Below are 19505 nucleotides of genomic sequence, written 5' to 3'. Positions count from 1 at the left end.
GTCCATCATGTCGGCTGATCGCGACATAATACGGACATGCACACGTCCACGAAACTCACGGTTGGTGAGGTCGTCCGCTACCCGGAACCCCCGAATCAGGAGCCCGAGTACCTCGACGGTTGCCGAAACTTCTTCAACCTGACCGCAGCCCCTGGTGCCCCCAGGCTCATCATGAACCGGGGTATCGACCATCCAGCGGCCGTCTCGGCCCCCGAGGGGAAACGCCGGCCAGTGATCCTCCTTCGCTCCAACCCGTTCCAAGCCGGGTCGACGAAAACACCATGGCGCGACGTCATCGACCTGACCGATGGAAAAGTCCGGTATTACGGCGATCATCGCGCTAATACGACCGGACCACTCGGAAGCACAAGGGGCAACGCCGCGCTCCTGCGAGCAGTAGAAGATCATACGTCCGACAAGACAGAGATCCGCAGGAAGGCTGTTCCACTTCTAATCTTTAGATCAATTGAGCAAAATCGCCAGATTAAAGGATTTTTGCAATTCTGTGGCTTGGGCGTCATAGATGGGGCCGAGGCGGTTCGCCAAGAAGACCCGGCCAGCGGAAAATATTTCCCAAACTATGTCTTCAATATCTCACTACTGAACCTCTCGCTCGAAGGTAACGAAATAGACTGGAGATGGATAAACGCGCGTAGAGATTCCACGGTGAGATTGGATGAAACAATCGACCTTGCTCCGCATTCATGGGCCTCATGGATAAGTTCTGAAACGTCTAAAGGTAGTCGGACGGAAAGCTCAAACACCTCTACCCAGAGGTCGCCTGACTGGGTCTGGGATGAACTCGTACTGGCATGTGCCTTGGTTCACAGAAATAGCTGGAGAGAGGTCAAGAACTACGACAGTCGAGCAATAGAGCTATCAAACCTACTACAGAAACTGCCATTCCATCCTCTGGAGATACGCGGGAACGACTTCCGCAGTCCGAGCAGCGTCCAACGAAAGACCGCCGACTTCGCGACAGCGCATCCGGATTACAAGGGGACACAAACCAGAGGAGGAAGGAAGACCCGCCAAGTAATCGACGCCTTCCTGGCCAACCCACAAAAAATGCTGGCAGCCGCGGATCGCATTACTGAAGTTCTCAATTCAGGAGATGACAGAATCCGTGATGCCATCGCCACACCAGGTAGCGATGAGAATGAGGTTACAGCCCTCGAAGGACGAAGTCTCGAACGAGTACATCGATACCGAGAGCGTGACCACGGCCTCCGCCAGAAGAAGATCAAGAACGTCTTGTCGTCAGGCGGCGAACTCTCCTGCGAGGTCTGTGGATTCGATTTCACCAAGGTCTACGGCGAACATGGCGATGGGTACATCGAGGTGCACCACGTAGTCCCGTTGCACGAGGCAGGGGAAGCCAAGACCAGCCTGAGCGATCTGGCGCTTTTGTGTGCCAACTGCCATCGAATGAGTCACCGTCGCCTCGGAGCAACCAGCACATGGCCCTCTCCGGAAGAACTACGGGACTTGGTCAGGGAGTTCACTCACTCCGAGAGGCGGCGTAACGCTGCGCCTGTCAGGCAACCGGATAAGGCTCGACTGGGTGATCGTTAAGAGTTCGCTCCTTACACCCATCCATGTTGGAATGGAAGCCGGACAGTGATGACGATGCAGGCCCCGGTGCCTTGATACCCCTTGTCGGCCACGTGGTGATACCGGTGGCAGTACGCGTGTATGGGCAGGAGGCTAGGGATCGACGCCCATGAAGTCGGCTAGGTCGAGCATGGCTTGGGAGGGCATTCTTGGGCGGGTTTCCAGTACTTCGCGGGTGATGTCGCGGCCGTACTGTTGGTATCGCAGCCATGCCGGGTGTTCGGCTCGGATGGTCTGGATGATCTCTGTTGCCTTCTCGGGGTCGCCGGTTTGTGTCTTCGCGCGGGCGATGTCGAGACGATGGCGGTCCCATCCGGAGGTGTTTCCGAGACCGACGTCGCGCGGCACGTCCCGCGCCAGGTCGAGCGCGCGGTCAGGGTGACCGTCCAGCAACTCGATCTCCGGCCCCATCAACGCTGGGGTGAGAGGCCCGAACGACTTGTGGCCTGCCAGATCTTGATGCTGTCGACCGAGGCGGGCACCGGCCGCCCTTGCCGCATGGAGGTACTCGCGGGCTTCCTCAGCGCGATTGTTGCGTGACGCGGCCGACGCGGCTCGCAGCAGCAAGTAGCCCCAGCTCGACAGTTCGTCCGGCGAGGCAGTGCTCATCTTCGGTTCGATTTGTCCTGCTGTGTCGACACATAGGCGCTCGACCTCAGCGAATCGTCCCTGCCGCAGCATCGCCCACGCCTGTGAGCTAACAGATGCGGCGGCGAGTGGAATGTCGCCGATCTCTACCGCGTCCCGGAGTGATGCGTGGAGCGCGATCAGCGCCAGGTCATGGGCGCGGACCTGGATGAGGTAGCGTCCCGCGAGACCGAGGATGTCCGCACGGAGCCGCAGCGCCTCCCGGCGTTGATTTCCGGTGTCGTGGATGTCGACGTGATGGTGGGCTGACCGCACCAGGGCTGGCATGAATTGCGCGAGATCGTCGTAGGCGTCCGCGTGATATTTGGCGGCAACTGCGGCAACCGCGCCGCCAAGACGCCCGAGGTCGGGGTGGTCGCCGTCAGCGGTGCCGTAGAGGGGACGGCCGGTCAACCCGATGGGTGGGTTGATCGCTGAGCGGATGTCAGCGAGCACTACCTCATCGATGGTGGCTTCGGCGGGTTCAGGGGATCCAGCGGAGGCGAACCATACGGTGGTGACCCCGAGTGCGCGGGCGAGTTGGTGGTAGGTCTCCATGCGGCAGGTGCCGCCCTGTTCCAACTTCTTGATCACCGCGAGCGACAAGTTGGCTCGTTCGGCCAGCTCTTCCTGTGTCATCCCACGCCGGCGTCGCAGTTCTCGGACGCGATCACTGATGCTGGCGTCCTGCATTTGCCCTGCCCTTCTCTGAGCCTCTCGATGACTTCAGCGTAAGTCGCAGAACCTCGCCCTGCCGGGTCAGTATTCAAACGACTACGCGTCATAGCCCTCTACACGCGCAACCCACAGAACGACCGCGCAGCGTGACTGTACCAACACGATTATGGTCCGTAGCGTCTCCGGCGTCCAAGCAGCCAGGAAGCCGAGATGAGGGTCCACCGTGGAAACGCCTCGTCCCTCAACAGCCGAGGTGCTGCGCGCGAAGCATGGCCACACGTGGGACATCTGGCGCGAAGTCCTGCGGGGCGGACGCCATGGGGACTGGCTCGCTCAATCACTGCCAGGCGCGTCACGGCACCGGCTACTTCGGGCGCGAACGGTCGAGGAACTGGACGCGCTGCTGTCTGAGGCGGAGGCGTGATCATGCTTTCCGACGTGACCGTCCCGATAGACACCGGGCCGCTCGTCCGGGCCGAGATCCGTGAGCTGGAGCGCCGCTTCGGTGTGGTGGCTTGGTTCGGCTTTCACACGCGCCGGTGGTGGGCGCTGGTCGATGGCCGTCTCATTGAGGCCGCCACCCCGGCTGGTCTCGCCGACGCGGTCATGGCGGTGCGTGGTGTTGCGGACCGACCGTCACAGCACGTCCAGGCACGACGGGTGGGGCAGGCGCGGCCGGGACATCACCAGCGCGTTCGCGGTCGCCTGCGTTCGCCGGGGCGGGGCCGCCACGGTCCCAGATGGCCGGACGTGCCTGGAGCCATAACGAATACGGAAGGTGGAGGGCCTTGAGCGGCCATATAGAGGACGACGAGCTGATCACCCAAGTGGGTGACCTGGAGCTGCTCGTATGGGGCGCGGATAAGCAGGCACCTGCGGCGGCCCGGCGGTTCGTCGGTGAGTGGTTCCAGGATCGGGGCTTCGATGACGCCTACACTGCGCAGCTCATCGTGTCCGAGCTGGTCACGAACGCGCTTCTGCACGGGCAGCCGCCGATCGTCGTCCGCGTGGTGCGGGACGAGGCGGACGGGCGGCCCGTCATCGAAGTCGAGGACAGCGGCGGAGGGCTCCCCTGCGTCCAGCCGGAAAGCGAGTCGGCGATCAGCGGACGCGGGCTCCTCCTCGTCGCCGCGCTCGCGGAGGAGTGGGGCACTGATCCGCTGGCCAAGGGAGGGAAGGTCACGTGGGCGAAGTGCGCTCTCTGAGCGTTCAGGCCGAACGTCAGGTGCTCCGCCTGCGGACGCGGCTGGGTAGGCGAACATCGATTCGCTACCTGGACGCGCTGGCCATCGCCCTCCAGCCTCAGGGATGGCGCTTCATCAAGTTCTATCGGCCTGAGGAGTTCCCTACGCCACTGCCCATGCTGTGGGTGCACGCCGGTTTCTCCAAGGACGTCGGCATCGTGGTCTCCGTCCGGGCCACTCCCGGTGGAACGTGGGGCTACTACGAGACGCTGCGCGGAAGGCAGGGGTACTTGTGGCCCTGCGGAGACGCCAAGTCGGCCGCCGAGCAGGTCGACTCGCTCCTCAAACACCAGATGTTCCCAGGCACCTGGTAGCTCCCGGATGAGCAATACGGGCACGGGGCGGGCCGCGTGGATCCGGCGGACGGAGGAGCAAGACGTTCATGCCGCGCGCTGGCGATGCTCCTGCCCACGCAGGGCCGCCTCGTGGTCGGCCAGGAGGCGGTGGCCGAAGGCGTGACCGATCAGATGGGCATCGACCTGGCCTCACTCAAGGTTCGCGGCCCGGGTGCGCAGGTCGCCTGCCTGGTCGTCGCCGAGTTCGTCGTAGATCGTGGCGGCCGCCTGCCAGCAGGCGGCGGCGCCGGAGGCGTCGTCCAGCGCGAGAAGTGCCTCACCCTGCGAGACCAGCGCCATCGCCATGCTGCGGCGGTCACCGAACCGTTCGAAGGTCTCGACCGCGCGCCGCAGCCGCGGCTCGGCGTCCAATGCCCGCCCTTGGACGAGCAGGGCGGACCCGAGTGGGAGCGCCCCCCACGCTTCACTCCACTGGTCGCCCAGTTCAGCGAAAACGGCCAGGGCACGCTCACCGAGTTCCACAGCCTCACCGGCATCGACTGCGCAGCGGCCCAGGCTCAGCAGTGCCATGCCCTCGCCACGCCGTATCCCGTGCTCCTGGAAGACCCGCAGGGCCGACCGGAAGTGCTCGGTCGCCACCTCGGTCTCGTGGCGTTGCTCATGAATCAGGCCGATGCCGCGGGATGCGAAGCCCTCGAGCCATGCATCGCCGAGTTCCCGGCTCAACTCGACGGCCCGCCGATAGTCGGCGAGCGCCTCCTCGTACCGGCCGCCGCGCCAGTCCGCGTCACCGAGGCACAAGAGATTGGACGCCTCGCCGAGGGCGTCGCCGAGCTCCTGCGCCGCCCGCAGCCCGAGCCTGTGCACGTCCTCCCAGTCGGACCAGTATGAGCCGAGCTCGAAAAAACCGTCGGCGACCACGGGCAGTTTCCACGCGATGTCGTACTGCCCGAGGTCGACAGCGAGGCGTAGCGCGGCGAGGACGTTGGGCCGCTCCCGCTCGAACCACTGCGCCGCCTCCTGCGCTGAGGCGAATTCGGGCACGTCCATACCTTCGGTGGGGACGAGCGGAATCGCGTGGGAGTAGGGCAGGATGAGCCGCCGTCCGGCGTCGACAGTGAGCAGGTACCAGGCGAGCATCCGCCTTACGGCACGCGTCCTCTCCTGCTGGGGGTCCTCTGCGGCGGCTCGTTCGCGGGCGTAGGCGCGCAGCAGGTCGTGGAGATGGAAGCGGCCGTTCGAGGTCTCGCGCAGCAGGTGGGCGGCGGTGAGTCCGCGCAGCCGGCGGCCCGTCGCGGCCGGGTCCGCGCCCAGCAGCGCCGCGGCGGCGCCGACGCCGATGTCGGGCCCGGCGTGCAGGCCGAGGAGCCGGAACGTACGGCGCAGGGGTTCACTCAGGGCGCGGTAGGACCAGGAGAACGCACCGCGCACGTCGCTCAGCTCGTCTTCTTCGGTCGCCAGGGCGTCGAGCCGGTGCCGTTCGTCCTCCAGTTCGGCGACCAGCCCTGCGAGGGACAGTTCCGGTCTGCCCGCCGCATGCTCGGCGACGACGCGCAGTGCCAGCGGGAGGTGGCCGCTGAGTTCGGCGACGCGGAGGGCCGCTGGGGGGTCGGCCGCGACCCTGCCGGTGCCGAGCACGGTCGCGAGCAGGTCGACGGACTCCTCGGGCGACAGTACGTCCAAGGTCACTCGCGCCGCTCCCTCTCTGGCCACCAGCCCCGCGAGTGTACTTCGGCTGGTGATCAGCGCGAAGCACCCGCGCGACCCGGGGAGCAGCGGCCTGATGTCGGCGGGCGACGCGGCGTTGTCGAGGACGACCAGCATGCACTTGCCGTCGAGAAGCGTCCGGTAGATGGATGCCCGCTGGTCCGCGTCGGCGGGGATGGCCTCCGGCGGCGCGCCGAGGGCGCGAAGGAACCCGTCGAGGGCCTCGCCCGCCGTCATCGGACGACCGGGGCCGTGGCCGCGCATGTCCACGTAAAGGTCGCCGTCGGGGAACCGCGATCTGGACCGGTGCGCCCAGTGCAGGGCGAGCGCGGTCTTGCCGATGCCTGGCGCACCGGACACGGCGGACACCACGACTGCGGGGACGACGTCGGGGGCCGTGGCCGCCGCCTCCGTCGTGGTGTCCGTGAGCAGGGCGTCCAATGCCCGGAGACTCGCCTCCCTGTTGACGAAGCCGGAGACGTCCAGCGGCAGTTGCCGCGGCGGTGGCAGAGTGCGGCGCCCGCCGATGCGGATACCGCCCTGGACGCTCTGAGCTTGGACGACGGTGCCGGCGTCTCCCTCGAACTCGTTCGCCGCGATCGGGTTCTCGCCGGACATCAGCCGGACGCCGGCAGGAACCGGCCGCCGTACCGGGCGGCGAACTCGCGGTACCGGACGGCGCGGTTCACCGCGAGGTCCCGCCAGTAGTTCGCCTGGACGATCTTTTCGGGATCGTCGACGATCTCCGCCGCCGCGAACGCCCCGTCGTCCTCGTAGTGCATGGTGACGAGGCGGCAGGAGTCGAAGAGCCAGTAATCGTAGTGGGGCAGCCCTTCAGGCCACTCGCCCCGCCGCACCGGGATGATCCGCACGTCCTCTCCGGCCGGCACGGTGTGCTGGTAGGACCAGGCGCACTCGAACCGGACGTAGTCTGACAGCGGCTCCTCGACGATATGGACCCGGCGCATGCGCTTTCCGGCTTTCTCCGCCGGTCGCACGCTGCTTTCTATCCAGTCGGCGATTCCTGGGAATTCTCCACGCTCCTGGCCGGCGAGGAAGAGTGCGAACTCGTCCTTCTCGTAGGAAACGTCGTAGCTTTGCAGAGACTCCAGACGGTATGCGGTGTACTGAAAGTCCTCGAAGAGCTGGTTGAATCCCTTGTCGGCGAGTGAGTGGAAGATCCGTCCCACCTAGCACTCCTCCCGCACGGCGCGCAGCCGCTCGATAGCGCCCTTGAGGACGTCCGGCGCGATCCGGACGGCGTTCTCGCCCGGCAGCACGTTGGCCAGCTCGGCGAAGGTGTCGTCGTCCACCGCGTGCCCCTGGACGACGAGGTCCCCGTTCTCCGCCAGATAGACCGATGGGCATCCGTTCCCACCGGAACCTTGATCTTTGTAAAGCATGACCAATTTCATGATCTGCCCTCCCTGGGAAGTCTCCTCATAGGATGCCCTCTGCCAGGTTAGCGACGCATCTATGCCCCTGCCACACAGATGAGATAACGGCACGACCTGGTGTCGATTTACCGATGCCCAATAATCGGGCCATGCACAGCTATGTGGAAAAGTAGACACATGTGCGCGAACTCACGGATTACGCGGAGGAGCGGTTGCCCACCCTGCGAGCTCGTCGCAAGCCCAACACGCGGCGGGTGATTCAGTTCTTGCCACCCGCGGCTGCTCGGCCGTTTCCTCAAGCGCGGAACACATCGCGGCGCCCTACGGATCAGCAGGTGTTGATCGGCGGCTCGAGGCGGCTGAGGCGGGCGGGGTCGGCGTAGATGTCCAGTTCGGCGATCTTGTCGTTGACTACGGTGAAGGCCATGACCGCGATCGGTTCGTCTTCGGTGGCGACGATCAGGCCGGCGGTGCCGTTGATCAGGGCTGGGCGGGCGAACTCCGCGCGGAACGAGAAGGCGATCGCGCGCTGGGCGATCTCTTGGGCGCCGCGAATGTGCAGGAACTCGCCCTCGGCCTCGGCGCGCAGGACGATGTCGGGCGCGAGGGTCGCGACCAGGGCCTCCAGGTCGCCGTTCTTGGACGCGGTCAGGAAGGCGTTCACGACGGCTCGTTGGCGGCTCATGTCCGGGTCCGGGACGGGGGCCGAGCGCACGCGGCGGCGGGCCCGGCTGGCGAGTTGCCGGGTCGCCGTCGGCGTCCGGTCGAGGATGCGGGCGATCTCGTCGAACGGCATCTGGAACAGGTCGTGCAGGACGAAGGCCAGGCGCTCGGCCGGTGTGAGGGTGTCCAGGACGACGAGCATCGCGACGCCGACTGCGTCCGCGAGCAGCGCCTGTTCTTCGGGGTTCGAGCCGTCCTGGCTGATCAGCGGCTCCGGTAGGCGTTCGTCGAGCGGGTCTTCGCGGCGGACGTCCGGGTCCGCAACATGTCTATGCAGATGTGAGCGACGATCGTCGTCAGCCACCCGTTGAGGTTCTCGATGCGGTCGGCGTTGGTTCTGGACAGGCGCAGCCACGCCTCCTGGACGGCGTCGTGTGCCTCGGTGGGCGAGCCGAGCATCCGGTAGGCGAGCGCGGCCAGGCGCGGACGATTGGCCTCGAACCGTTCGGCGAGCTGCTCGTCGTCCACGGTCACATCCTTCCCCCGGGGTCCGTCGTGTCTATGACGGACTGTTCGGGGCAAATGTGACCGCATCGGGAGGACACATGACTGCTTTCATGAACACCATCGAGATCAACCGGTCGGCGGACGAGGTGTTCGCCTACGTGGTCGATCCGGCGAAGTTCCCGGAGTGGCAGCGTGATGTGGCGAATGTGGACGTCCATGGGGCCGAGGTCGGGTCGCGCTTCACCACCGTCCGGAAGATCGGCGGTACGGAGCGGACCATGACGCAGGAGATCACCGAGAGCGTGCCGCCGCGCGCGTGGGCGGCCCGGGGCGTGGACGGGCCGATCCGTCCGAACGCGACCGTCGACATCGAACCGCTCGCCGCCGACCGGTGCCGGGTGACCTTCGGGCTCGACTTCGACGGACGCGGGATGGCCGCGGCCGTGGTGCCGATGGTCCGCCGCATGGCCGCGAAGGTCGCGCCCGCGAGCCACCAGCGCCTGAAAGAGCTGCTTGAGGGCGACAAATAGGAGGACGATAACCGGGTTAGCGATTCGGGGGCGCCCTCCGCAGCCGACGTCTCTACCGCCTGGCAGCAAGGGTGAGCGCCGCCAGCCCGCCGCTTCGGCTCGGTGGCGCTACGCCTTCCCTTGCAGCCATCCAACGGCTCTTAAGGTTGGGACGGAGGTGGGTGTGGTGCTGACGCCTGAGGAGGTGCGGCGGCTTTCGGCCGAGCAGCGCACCGAATTGTTGCGGACGCTCATCGCGGCAGAAGACCTCGACCCCCTGGAGGAGCCCCGGAACCGGCGGCGGCGTGTGCTGGCCATCGTCCTGCTGGTCGCCTGCTGCGTCTGGCTCATCCCTTGGACGGTTGTGCTCGCTTTCACGCTGCCGCAACACTTCACCGCCGGGCAGTGGGCGGTCGCCTGGATCGGCTTCGACGTCGGATTGACACTGGCGATCGCGGCCACCGCATTCGCCATCTGGAAGCGGCTGCAGATCGCCATTTTCGGGCAGATCGTCGCCGGGACGCTCCTCATCTGCGATGCCTGGTTCGACGTCTGGCTCTCCTGGGGATCGGGAGAGTTCCCGCTGAGTCTCGTCACAGCGCTGTTCGGAGAACTTCCATTGGCTGCGCTGCTCTTCTTCGGGGCTCGGCAACTCGTGCTGCTGACCGTCCATGCCCTCTGGGTGCGCGAGGGGCGGATCGGCCCTGAACCCAGGCTTCGGCAGGTGCGGCTCTTCGCCGCCGACCGGCCCGCGCGACATCGATAAGGCCATCTCCGGGCAGGTGTTCAGCCCTCCTCCGTTCACATGCTCGTTCATTCGTGTCGATAGCCAGGGAGTGTGCGGCACTTTCTGATAATTTCGGCCCTCGTCATTGGCCTTGCGGGGTGCGCGACCGCGAGCGCGTCCATTCCCGGTGGGGACGTCATCGTGGTCGGGGTCAAAACCGACCAGCCCGGACTCGGCCGCGAGGAGAACGGCGTCTTCCGCGGCTTCGAGGTCGATGTCGGCTACTACATCGCCCGTCAGCTCGGCGCTTCACGCGTGACCTTCAAGGAGGTCAGGTCGGACGACCGCGAGGAGAAGCTCAACGAGCACTCGGTCGACCTCGTGCTCGCCTCCTACTCGATCACTCCCGATCGAGCGCATCTCGTCACGTTCGCCGGCCCCTATTACGTCGCGCACCAGGACGTCATGGTCCGGCGCGGCCGGACCGGAATTCGGAACGTCCGCGACCTGGCCGGACGGCGGATGTGCCAGGCGAGCGGGTCCGTGTCCACCGAACGGGTGGTCAGCGGCCTCGGCATTGCCGCCAGACTCGTCCCCGCCTCGTCCTATAGCGATTGCGTGGCGAAACTGCGCGCGGGCACGGTCGACGCGGTTTCCACCGGTGATCTGGTGCTGGCCGGGTTCGCGGCACCGGACCTGGAAATCCTCAACGCGCCGTTCACCGACGAGCGTTACGGCATCGGCCTGCGGAAGGGCGACATCGACACCTGCGAGAAAGCGAACCGGGCCGTCACCACCATGTACCAGGACGGGACGGCGAGCCGGCTGCTGCGCAAGTGGTTCGGGTCCAGCGGGTTGAAGCTGGTCGAGGAGGTCCCTCAGTTCGAGGGCTGCTCGTAATGTCACTCCCCCTCCCTACAGTGGACACGTGGCTGAAGACCGGGTTGCTTGGGACGAGCTCTTGGCGGCGGGTTTCCTGCACGGGGTGCGGGAGGCGCACCGCGAGGCGACGCGCGCCCTGTTCAACGGATTGAGCCGTGAGGCGGGCTTCAAGGAGCGGACGTACGGCGTCGGCGCGTTCGAAACGCTGGCACACCACCTCGACCGCGTTCTCGGCCGGGGCGAGATGGCGAAGCAGGTCGTCCGGGACGACCTGAACGGCTCGCCCGGCTGGCGCTACGGGCGTTATCGCGTCCTGCTCAAGCGGCACGAGTTCGGCAACGTCCGTGGCATCCGGTGGGACCGGGCCAGCCCCACCAAGCAGGCCGTCGCCCGCCAGGGATACGTGGACGACCCGCAACTGACGCTGCCGCTCGGCCTGGAGGCTCACGACACGCCCGGCGTCGTGACCTTGGTCCTCGCGCACAGCGCCACCGAGGACCCCTTCGAAATGGAGCTCTTCCTGGGCCGTCCCAGGTGGAACGCGGACGGCGGGACGGCCTGGCACTGGGTGAAGCAGCTGGACGACACCATCGGGCCCGATCCACGCCGTAAGCTCGTCGAGCGGACGATGCCGCTCTGGGACGACAAGGAAGACGACGTCCCCATGCGGCTCCGCGGGGAGACGAAGACGGCCTAAGCAAAGGGTGGCGCAGGGTGCTGTTCGACTGCGAGCGGCTGACGCTGGCCCGACGGCTCAGAGGCTTGCGGAAGAACCAGCTCGCGGACGCCGTCGGGACGACGCCGAAAGCGATCGGACGGTACGAGGCGGGCGTCCAGCCGCCGGACGAGCTGGCGCTGAAACGGCTCGCCATCGCGCTCGGCGTCCCGGTCGAGTTCTTCCAGGCCGGCCGCAGCCCCGTTTCCATGGACGGCGCCCATTTCCGTTCGCTCAGGTCGACCAGCCAGATCGAGCGGGACCAGGCGCTCGCCTACGGACGCATCGCCACCGACGTCGTCGCCGCCCTTGAGGACCTCGTCGACTTTCCCGAGGTCGACCTGCCCGAGTACCCGGTGTCGCCGGACGAGATCGCCGGCCCCGGCCCCGTCGAGGCGGCCCGGCTGACCAGGAAGTCGCTGCTGGCGCAGGCGGGGCCGGTGCCGCACGTCGTCCGGCTGCTCGAAACGCACGGCGTGATCGTCCTCGTCCTGCCGCAGGCGGCGGAGCGTGTGGACGCGTTCAGCGTGGGCGTCCATCCGAGGCCGATGGTGTTCTTCAATCCGGCCAAAGGCGACTACTGGCGTAATCGATTCGACGCGGCGCATGAACTGGGGCATCTGGTCATGCACGCCGACGCCGAGCCCGGCGAAAAAGTCGTCGAAGACCAGGCGCACCGATTCGCGGCCGAATTCCTCATGCCGGAGCAGGATATCGCTGGCGAATTGCCCGGCACCGCCGATTGGGAGCGCCTGACCCGGCTCAAGACGACGTGGGGCGTCAGCATGGCGGCACTTCTCTACCGGGCCCGCACGCTCGGGATCATGCAGGAGACCGCCTACCGGAACGCGATGGGCGCGATGGGCTCACGCGGCTGGCGGCGGCACGAGCCGGGGCCGGCGAAACCCCTGGAACAGCCCACGATGCTGACCCGGGCGATCGAGATCGTCGGCCAGGCCGGCACCGACCGCGACCGCGTCGCCGAGTGGGCGCGGGTGCCGCGGGCCGATCTGGATCTGCTGGTGCCGCGGCGGTGACGCCTTATTTGGAACGGTCCACAATGCTCCTGCGGGGCATGGCCGAGTGACATACCTCTGTCCGGAGGTTTCCTGCGCGTCCGCCATTGCCTGTGAGACCCTCCGATGGTTGTCGGGACGTACGAGAAGCGCTGGAGATCTTGTGCTGGACAATCGTCAGGCAGATCCGAGTCCGACGGCGCTGCGCATGCAGATAGGGGCGCGGCTCCGGCGTATGCGGGAGGACAAGGGAATCGGACGGGCCGAGGCCGGGCACGCGATTCGCTCCTCGGCGTCCAAAATGAGCCGGCTTGAGCTCGGCCGGCACAGCTTCAAGGCCCGGGACGTTCTCGACCTTCTCGACCTGTACGGCGTCCACGACGAGGACGAGCGCGCGAGCTTCCTGCAACTCGTCCAGGAGGCGAAGAAGCCCGGCTGGTGGCATGGCTACGGCGACGTGGTGCCGAGCTGGTTCGAGCAGTACCTCGGGCTGGAGCAGTCGGCGACGACGATCCGCAGCTACGAGGTGCAGTTCATCCCCGGCCTTCTGCAGACACGCGACTACGCGCGGGCCGTCATCGGGCTCGAACACCACGACTCCGCGTACGGGGGCATCGAACGGCGGCTCGCGCTGCGGATGACCAGGCAGCGGATCCTGCACCGGCCGGTCGGCGCGGCGACGCTGTGGGCGGTCCTCGACGAGGCGGCGCTGCGCCGGCCCATCGGCGGACCGGACACCATGCGCGGCCAGATCGAGCACCTCATCGCGGTGTCGGAGAGCATGGCCAACGTGCGGTTGCAGGTCCTGCCGTTCTCGGCGGGCGGGCACCTCGCCCTCGGCGGGCCGATCACGATCGTCCGGTTCGCCGAACACGACCTGGACGACGTGATCTACCTGGAGCAGCTGACCGGCGCCCGCTACGCCGAGGGAGCAGAGGCCGCCCGCTACCAGAAGATCATGGATCTCGTCGCGATCCGCGCCGCCCGCCCCGCCCGCACCACCGCCTTCCTGAAAGACCTGCTCAACGACCTCTGACCCCCCTCGTCGCACGCGCCGGACCGCCGCTCCCCGCCACCGCCTCACCCCGCCCGGCTGCCCGCACCGGGCGCCGCCCGTGCGGGCGGCGCCTCAGCCGGACCCGGCGTCAGAAGTGGTTGAAGCTGCGCCAGGTGCCGATCTTCCACGAGGTTTGGCCTACCGGGAGCGGCATGCCTTTTCCTTTGCAGTTGTACTGGGGATAGACGATCTGCTTCTGGTTGGTGTAGTTCACCGCGCTGGTCCAGGGCGCCCGTTCCAGGTTGTAGCAGCGGTACGTCGCGTGGTGGACCAGTTGATCGTTCGACGGTTTGTGGAAGCAGATGAGGCCGTCGCGGCACTGCTCCCGTGCGGATGAGGGCTGGGACGCGACCGAAGCGGGCGCCGCCGCGACGGTCAGCGCGACGACACCGAGTATCGCCCCGGGAAGGGTTGCGATGCGCATGAATTCTCCACCTTTTCGCAGTGGGTCAGGAAGGTCCGGGAACGCGCTTGCCGACGATCCCGGTACTGTGGTCTAGGTGTGGCTGAAGCTGCGCCACGGGCCGGGGAATACCGAGGTGTGACCGGGCTTGATGATTTCGCTGGTGCCGTGGCAGTTGTGCTGGCTCCACAGCACCTGGTTCTGGTTGGTGTAGTTCTCCACGTTGGACCAGGGCGACCGTTCCAGGTTGTAGCAGCGGTACGTCGCGCGGTGGACCAGTTGATCGCCCGATGGCTTGTAGAAGCAGATGTACCCGGCGTCGCAGCGCTCCTTCGCCGCGCGCGATTCCTGCGCGTTCGCCCGTGCGGTGTGGGTGCGGCCGGTTCCCGGCGATGCGGTGGCCGACGCCGCGGCCGGCGCGCTCGCCGTTCCGGCGACCGAGGTCGCCGCGACCAGGGCGCCGACGCTTGCCCTCAGGACGGTTTTTCGTGTGAAATTCACCAATTCCCCCCGTGTTGTGGGTTTCGCGTTCTGCTGACTCTCCCGAGGGTCGCAGTGAATGAACGGCCAAGGCCAGGCATTTGCGCGCTGACGCAATGACGTTGACAGATCTCGTAAGACGGGTACGCAAGCAGTCGTGAGGTTGCGTATCTTCTTCGGGCCCGAAGATATGAAGCGGACTCAGGTCTCGGCGCGTCCCGATGCGCTCTGGGAATTGGTGCTGAGCCTGCACCCGCTGCGGGGGCCCCGCCCCGGATTCGGGCCGCCCGCGGACGTCGCGCGATGGCGCTCCGACACGCTGACCGTCCTGTCGAAACGGCCGCTCGGCGCGGCCGTGGGCCGGTGCCTGCTGCCGCTGGTGCCGGTCTCCTCGTACTGGCCCGACTTCCTCACCCCGCACACCGGAACCGACGGCCTGGAACCGGCACTCGACACCCTGCTCTCCACCCCGCGCGCACGGATCGGCCAAGAGCTGGGCAAGCTGACCAGCCGCAGCGGAGCACCGAGCTGGGGCGCCGAACTGGCGACCGGCGACTCCAGCGCACTGGCCGTCCTGCGCGACCATCTGCGGTCCTACTTCTCCGCCGCGCTGGCCCCCCGCTGGAGCGACATCAGCAGACACGCCGCCACCGAACACACCCGCCTCACCGGCGTCTCAGCGAACGGCGGGCCCGAGGACCTTCTGGCGAACCTGCCGTGCGCCGTCTGGCACCGGGCCGACCGGATCCTGGAAGCCCGCTACCCCGTCCCTGTCGACGTCCACCTCGCGGGCCGGGGCCTGCGCCTGATCCCCTCCTGGTTCTGCGCCACCACACCCGTGGTCCTGGCCGATACCGACCTGCCGCCCGTGCTGGTCTACCCGGTGGCCCACCGGCCCCCGCCGGCCGCCGACCCGAACGCGCTGGCCAAGCTCCTGGGCCCCACCCGCGCCCGCATCCTCGCCACCATCACCGTCGCCACGCCCACGGCCACCATCCACCGCGAGACCGGAATCTCCCCCGCACAGATCTCCCGCCACACCACCGTGCTGGCCGCCAACGACCTCGTCCTCCAGGCCCGCCACGCCGGACGCACCTTCTACACCCGCACCCCACTCGGCGACGCCCTCGCCACGCGGCGATGACGCACCCTCGGGACGTTCGAACACATGTTTGACCGAGAACGGTACGATGACGGCATGTTCCAAGGCTCGCTGCTGGACTCCACGGACGAGAGCGACCCGCGCCCGCTGACGTCGGCGCGGCGGACCCGGCTCGCCCACGGCGCCTGGGTGGACGTCCTCCCCGGCTGGATCCCCGGCGCGGACGCACTGTTCGAACGGCTGCTCACGTCCGTCCCCTGGCGGGCCGAGAGGCGGCGCATGTACGAGCGCGTCGTGGACGTCCCTCGCCTGCTCGCGTTCTACGACGAGGACGCGCCCCTCCCCGATCCCGTCCTGAACCAAGCGAAAGCCGTGCTGGACGACCACTACACCGACGAACTCGGTGAGCCGTTCCGTACCGCGGGCCTCTGCCTGTACCGGGACGGCCGCGACAGTGTGGCGTGGCACGGCGACACCATCGGACGTGGCGCCACGCACGACACGATGGTGGCGATCCTGTCGGTCGGCACGCCGCGGAGCCTCCTGCTGCGTCCGCGTGGGGGCGGCCAGACGATCCGCCATGAACTTGGGCATGGCGACCTCATCGTGATGGGCGGGAGCTGCCAGCGGACCTGGGAGCACGCCATCCCGAAGAGCGCCCGAGCGACCGGCCCCCGCATCAGCATCCAGTTCCGCCCCCGCGGCGTCCGCTGACCCAGCCCGACGACGCGAGACGCGCGGAGACGAGCGAGTAGATGCCGATCGATGACACCCCGGACTTCGCGTGATCGCCCTCGACGAGATCACCGCGGCCACCCGGGCTCTCCTCGCGTCCGCCGCGCGGCTCGACGACGCCGACGTCCGCGCGCCGTCCCTGCTCCCCGGCTGGACGCGCGGACACGTCCTCACCCACGTCGCCCGCAACGCCGATGGCGGCGCCCGCCTCCTCACCTGGGCCCGCACCGGCGTCGAGTCCTACGAGTACCCGAGCCTGGAGGCCCGCGCCGCCGAGATCGAGGAGGGCGCGAACCGTCCCGCCGGCGCCCTCCTGGACGACGTCCGGCAGAGCGCGGACAGGTTCGCCGACGCCTTCGCCCTAATGCCGGACGAAGCGTGGGGGCGAACCGTCCAATGGACGACGGGCGCCCGGCACCCCGCCGTCCGAGCCGCCGACGCACGCCTCACGGAGGTCCTCATCCACCACGTGGACCTCGACGCCGGTTTCACACCCGGCGACTGGCCGACCGGCTTCACCGCCCGCATGCTGACCAGCGTCACCGCCTCCTTCGCCCGCCGCGAAGGCGGTCCCGACCTCCGCCTGCACGCCACCGACACCAACACCCACCACGGCAACGGTGATGTCCTCGTCACCGGCCCGGCGACGTCCCTCCTGGCCCGGATCCTAGGCCGCTCCTCCGGCGCCGCCCTGACCGGAGCCGACGAAGTCGAAATCCCCTTCCTCTACTAAGGCTCGGAGGTGGCGGCGGTCTTGTGGAGGCGCGGCAGGGATCCGATGCGGAGCGTCTCCGGGTCAGCTCCGAGACGGCGAGGCCCCACTGCGCGGCGCTGGGCGCGGCGCAGCGGGGCCATCCTTAGAGAGGCGGGGGGCGGCGGGGGCGGTTGTCAGAGATCGCCGGTAAAGGCGTCAGGGAGCCGCAGTGGTCGACAATTCTTCAGAGAAGCGGTGGAAATGAGTCTCGTGACTCAGCGTCGATCCAGATCGCCGTCCCGGATGGCGTCCACGAAGGCATTCCACTGCGCGCGGCCGACGGCGATGACGCCGGCGGAGTGGTCGCGCGAATCGCGGACGAGTATCGACGGGCCTAGCGCCGCCACTTCGACACAGGCGCTATCGTCGCCGCTCACGCTACTCTTTCGCCAGCTCAACGCGGCTTCGCGAGTCGACCGGTAGACCATCCAGCAACCTCCGTCCATTGCCGGCGGGGACCGTCTCGCCAACCGATCGGCCGAGAACACCCACCGGACGAGCACCGAGCAGGGCACGACAAACCACGACCTTGTGGATAATTTCCCGATCACGAGTGTAAACGGTTCTAGTTACCCCGCCTACAAGGGAACACAAGATCACGCTGCGTGTTATGACGGCCACTCGCCTTGTCGGATGTTCGCCGCGGCCTTCACCTCCGGTCGAGTTGCGGTGCCTGAGTCAGCCCATGAGGTCTTCGGCGGCCTTCCGGATCAGCGCGACCGACTGGTCGGCGGGCAGCGCCTGCTCCAGCAGGAGTTCGAAGGTGTCGCGGTACTCGGTGATCTTGTCGTCCTCACCGGTGATCATCACGCTGGCGCCCGGCCGCCCCTCCAGGTAGAGGACGTCGTCGAGGTCGCCGTCGAACTCCAGGATGGTGAACGGGCCTTCGAGGCCGAGGTGCGCCCCCGTGTTGAAGGGGATGATCCGCACCGTCACGAGATCGTCCCGCTCGGCGAAGTCGGCGATGTGGTTGAGCTGGGCCGGCATGATCGCCGGGTCGACCTTGATGCCGACGTGCCGGCGGATGACCGCCTCGTCGATGATGTAGTGCTGGCGCGGCGGGTTCTCGCGCTTGGCGAGCTCCTGCTGCCGCTGGATGCGCAGTTTCGCCGCGAGCACCTTCGCCCTTTCGGACGCCTTTCCGGTCGAGAGCACCTCGGCGTACTCGGGCGTCTGGATGAGCCCGGGAACGACCGTCCCATGGAACTGGCGGATGAAGGCCGCGCCCGCCGAGTAACCGACGTAGTTGAGGAAACTGGGGTCGAGTTCACCCCGGTAGGTGTTCCACCAGGCGGGTTCGCGCGCGCCGCGGGCCAGCGTCTGCAACCGCTCCTGACGCCCCTCCGAAGTGACGTCGTACACGCCCAGCAGAGCCTGCAAGTCGGTCCGGGTGATGGCGTTCTTTCCGCCCTCGACCCGGATGAGCTTGGACGGGGACCACTCGAGCTGCCGCGCCACCTGCTCCTGCGTCAGCCTCTTCTCCTTGCGCAACCGGACGAGCTCCGCCCGCAGCAGCGCACTCTGAACTATCGGCCCCTGGTCACTGGACATCGTATTCGCTCACTCTAAGTAGTTAACGCCACCAGCCTGGATGCTACATGGCATACCGGGACCTGACATCCCACTTGCCACCACTGCGCTACATGTCTTGGTCATGCGATCTTCGCTCCACGCGCCAGACCCCGCCATAACGCCCAAAACCCGCTCCGGAAGCTTCCAGACTGCTGCATCCCTCGGGACTATGTTGTAATGTGCTATGTAGCAGATTACCAGACGCCGACTTGCAACAGGACGCGGTGCCACCTGGGAGCAACAACCGGTCTTGACGCAGGGTGAGGGGCCTGGACGGGACGCGTGTCCCCCCGGCCGGGCACTCGCCGCCGGCGGACACGGGCGGCCGGGCCACGGGGCACCGCCGGCCACCGGGAAGGACGAGGCGGGGCACGCATCGAACGGGGAGGCCAGCCGCGACGCGAAGACTTCTGCATTGCCAGCGAGAACGACCAGAACCGGCCACAACGACAGAGTCGCCCGCCACTTCCACCGATCACCGGTTGGCAGCCAAGACGATCGACGGAAAGTGGAGAGCGACTTCCGGAGCCGCGCGACAACGCGCCGGCGGGTCTGCGCAGAACACCTGCGAAAACGCAGAAAGATCGGGCTGACCTGCCAAAACGTTTTCTGCGGACTCACCCAGTCTAACCGCGATCACGCGGTACGGGCTATAGGTGATGTGACTTCGGCCACCCGAATTCGGCGCCGGGCGATCCCGGCGCCGCACCCGGAACCGAAGTCGCGAATCGAGACATGGGGTCCCTGACATGTCAAGACAGCAGATTCTTCTCCCGACCTTCGACGTCCACCCCGCGCACACCACCGCCCCCGCGAACGC

General features: G+C 67.2%; 22 protein-coding genes. 12 read left to right on the top strand and 10 right to left on the bottom strand.

Annotated elements, in window-relative coordinates; genetic code table 11:
- Positions 1 to 36 precede the first annotated feature (36 nt).
- Positions 37 to 1575 (top strand): HNH endonuclease, encoded by a 1539-nt coding sequence (locus ACA511_RS19730; RefSeq protein ID WP_375025865.1) that lies wholly within the window; start codon positions 37 to 39, stop codon positions 1573 to 1575.
- 132 nt (positions 1576 to 1707) lie between these two features.
- Here ACA511_RS19730 and ACA511_RS19725 read toward each other — a convergent pair whose 3' ends face one another.
- Positions 1708 to 2934 (bottom strand): helix-turn-helix domain-containing protein, encoded by a 1227-nt coding sequence (locus ACA511_RS19725; RefSeq protein ID WP_375025864.1) that lies wholly within the window; start codon positions 2932 to 2934, stop codon positions 1708 to 1710.
- A gap of 773 nt (positions 2935 to 3707) precedes the next feature.
- Between ACA511_RS19725 and ACA511_RS19720 the strand changes: the two genes are divergently transcribed.
- Together ACA511_RS19720 and ACA511_RS19715 are read left to right on the top strand one after the other, a co-directional pair.
- Positions 3708 to 4124, top strand: a complete 417-nt coding sequence (locus ACA511_RS19720; RefSeq protein WP_375025863.1) for an ATP-binding protein — start codon at positions 3708 to 3710, stop codon at positions 4122 to 4124.
- Between the two features lie 155 nt (positions 4125 to 4279).
- Positions 4280 to 4477: a hypothetical protein gene (locus ACA511_RS19715; RefSeq protein ID WP_375025862.1), complete on the top strand. Its 198-nt coding sequence runs from the start codon at positions 4280 to 4282 to the stop codon at positions 4475 to 4477.
- 171 nt (positions 4478 to 4648) lie between these two features.
- Here ACA511_RS19715 and ACA511_RS19710 read toward each other — a convergent pair whose 3' ends face one another.
- The 5 genes from ACA511_RS19710 to ACA511_RS19690 form a co-directional block, all read right to left on the bottom strand.
- Positions 4649 to 6784: a tetratricopeptide repeat protein gene (locus ACA511_RS19710; protein WP_375025861.1), complete on the bottom strand. Its 2136-nt coding sequence runs from the start codon at positions 6782 to 6784 to the stop codon at positions 4649 to 4651.
- A complete protein-coding gene (locus ACA511_RS19705) occupies positions 6784 to 7356 on the bottom strand; it encodes a DUF6879 family protein (protein ID WP_375025860.1) in 573 nt (190 codons plus the stop codon). Before ACA511_RS19705 ends, ACA511_RS19710 begins: the two co-directional genes overlap by 1 nt.
- The gene (locus ACA511_RS19700) at positions 7357 to 7581 is read right to left on the bottom strand and encodes a hypothetical protein (protein WP_375025859.1); all 225 of its coding nucleotides are present in this window, start codon (positions 7579 to 7581) and stop codon (positions 7357 to 7359) included.
- A gap of 310 nt (positions 7582 to 7891) precedes the next feature.
- A complete protein-coding gene (locus ACA511_RS19695) occupies positions 7892 to 8590 on the bottom strand; it encodes a sigma factor-like helix-turn-helix DNA-binding protein (RefSeq protein ID WP_375025858.1) in 699 nt (232 codons plus the stop codon).
- Positions 8491 to 8754, bottom strand: coding sequence for a sigma factor (locus ACA511_RS19690; RefSeq protein ID WP_375025856.1), 264 nt, complete (start codon positions 8752 to 8754; stop codon positions 8491 to 8493). Before ACA511_RS19690 ends, ACA511_RS19695 begins: the two co-directional genes overlap by 100 nt.
- 77 nt (positions 8755 to 8831) lie before the next feature.
- Between ACA511_RS19690 and ACA511_RS19685 the strand changes: the two genes are divergently transcribed.
- The 6 genes from ACA511_RS19685 (at position 8832) to ACA511_RS19660 (ending at position 13618) form a co-directional block, all read left to right on the top strand.
- Complete coding sequence (locus tag ACA511_RS19685; RefSeq protein WP_375025855.1) at positions 8832 to 9263, top strand: SRPBCC family protein; 432 nt, start codon at positions 8832 to 8834, stop codon at positions 9261 to 9263.
- A gap of 157 nt (positions 9264 to 9420) precedes the next feature.
- Positions 9421 to 10008: a hypothetical protein gene (locus ACA511_RS19680; protein ID WP_375025854.1), complete on the top strand. Its 588-nt coding sequence runs from the start codon at positions 9421 to 9423 to the stop codon at positions 10006 to 10008.
- 72 nt (positions 10009 to 10080) lie between these two features.
- Positions 10081 to 10869, top strand: coding sequence for a glutamate ABC transporter substrate-binding protein (locus tag ACA511_RS19675; protein ID WP_375025853.1), 789 nt, complete (start codon positions 10081 to 10083; stop codon positions 10867 to 10869).
- 28 nt (positions 10870 to 10897) lie between these two features.
- Entirely contained in the window at positions 10898 to 11548 is a 651-nt protein-coding gene (locus tag ACA511_RS19670; RefSeq protein WP_375025852.1) for a hypothetical protein, read from the top strand.
- A gap of 17 nt (positions 11549 to 11565) precedes the next feature.
- Positions 11566 to 12603: an XRE family transcriptional regulator gene (locus ACA511_RS19665; protein WP_375025851.1), complete on the top strand. Its 1038-nt coding sequence runs from the start codon at positions 11566 to 11568 to the stop codon at positions 12601 to 12603.
- 187 nt (positions 12604 to 12790) lie between these two features.
- Complete coding sequence (locus tag ACA511_RS19660; protein WP_375025849.1) at positions 12791 to 13618, top strand: helix-turn-helix domain-containing protein; 828 nt, start codon at positions 12791 to 12793, stop codon at positions 13616 to 13618.
- A gap of 109 nt (positions 13619 to 13727) precedes the next feature.
- Here ACA511_RS19660 and ACA511_RS19655 read toward each other — a convergent pair whose 3' ends face one another.
- Together ACA511_RS19655 and ACA511_RS19650 are read right to left on the bottom strand one after the other, a co-directional pair.
- Positions 13728 to 14063: a hypothetical protein gene (locus ACA511_RS19655; RefSeq protein WP_375025847.1), complete on the bottom strand. Its 336-nt coding sequence runs from the start codon at positions 14061 to 14063 to the stop codon at positions 13728 to 13730.
- A gap of 72 nt (positions 14064 to 14135) precedes the next feature.
- Positions 14136 to 14543 carry a hypothetical protein gene (locus ACA511_RS19650; protein WP_375025846.1) on the bottom strand — a complete coding sequence of 136 codons (408 nt, stop codon included), beginning with the start codon at positions 14541 to 14543 and terminating at the stop codon, positions 14136 to 14138.
- A gap of 136 nt (positions 14544 to 14679) precedes the next feature.
- On the opposite strand from ACA511_RS19650, the gene ACA511_RS19645 reads away from it, so the two are divergent.
- From ACA511_RS19645 to ACA511_RS19635, 3 genes are all read left to right on the top strand, one after another.
- Positions 14680 to 15666: a hypothetical protein gene (locus ACA511_RS19645; RefSeq protein WP_375025845.1), complete on the top strand. Its 987-nt coding sequence runs from the start codon at positions 14680 to 14682 to the stop codon at positions 15664 to 15666.
- A gap of 54 nt (positions 15667 to 15720) precedes the next feature.
- Entirely contained in the window at positions 15721 to 16338 is a 618-nt protein-coding gene (locus tag ACA511_RS19640) for an alpha-ketoglutarate-dependent dioxygenase AlkB (RefSeq protein ID WP_375025844.1), read from the top strand.
- 70 nt (positions 16339 to 16408) lie between these two features.
- On the top strand, positions 16409 to 17092 hold the full coding sequence (locus ACA511_RS19635) for a maleylpyruvate isomerase family mycothiol-dependent enzyme (RefSeq protein ID WP_375025843.1): 684 nt from the start codon (positions 16409 to 16411) through the stop codon (positions 17090 to 17092).
- 236 nt (positions 17093 to 17328) lie between these two features.
- Here the strand turns inward: ACA511_RS19635 and ACA511_RS19630 are convergent, their stop codons facing one another.
- Both ACA511_RS19630 and ACA511_RS19625 read right to left on the bottom strand, forming a co-directional pair.
- Positions 17329 to 17541, bottom strand: a complete 213-nt coding sequence (locus ACA511_RS19630; RefSeq protein WP_375025842.1) for a DUF397 domain-containing protein — start codon at positions 17539 to 17541, stop codon at positions 17329 to 17331.
- Between the two features lie 250 nt (positions 17542 to 17791).
- On the bottom strand, positions 17792 to 18664 hold the full coding sequence (locus ACA511_RS19625; RefSeq protein WP_375025841.1) for a helix-turn-helix domain-containing protein: 873 nt from the start codon (positions 18662 to 18664) through the stop codon (positions 17792 to 17794).
- Positions 18665 to 19505: the final 841 nt, after the last annotated feature.

This window comes from Actinomadura sp. GTD37 (assembly GCF_041951365.1).
GTDB lineage: Bacteria > Actinomycetota > Actinomycetes > Streptosporangiales > Streptosporangiaceae > Spirillospora.
Note: the sequence above shows the minus strand (reverse complement) of the source record. Positions and strands in the feature narration are given on the sequence as shown.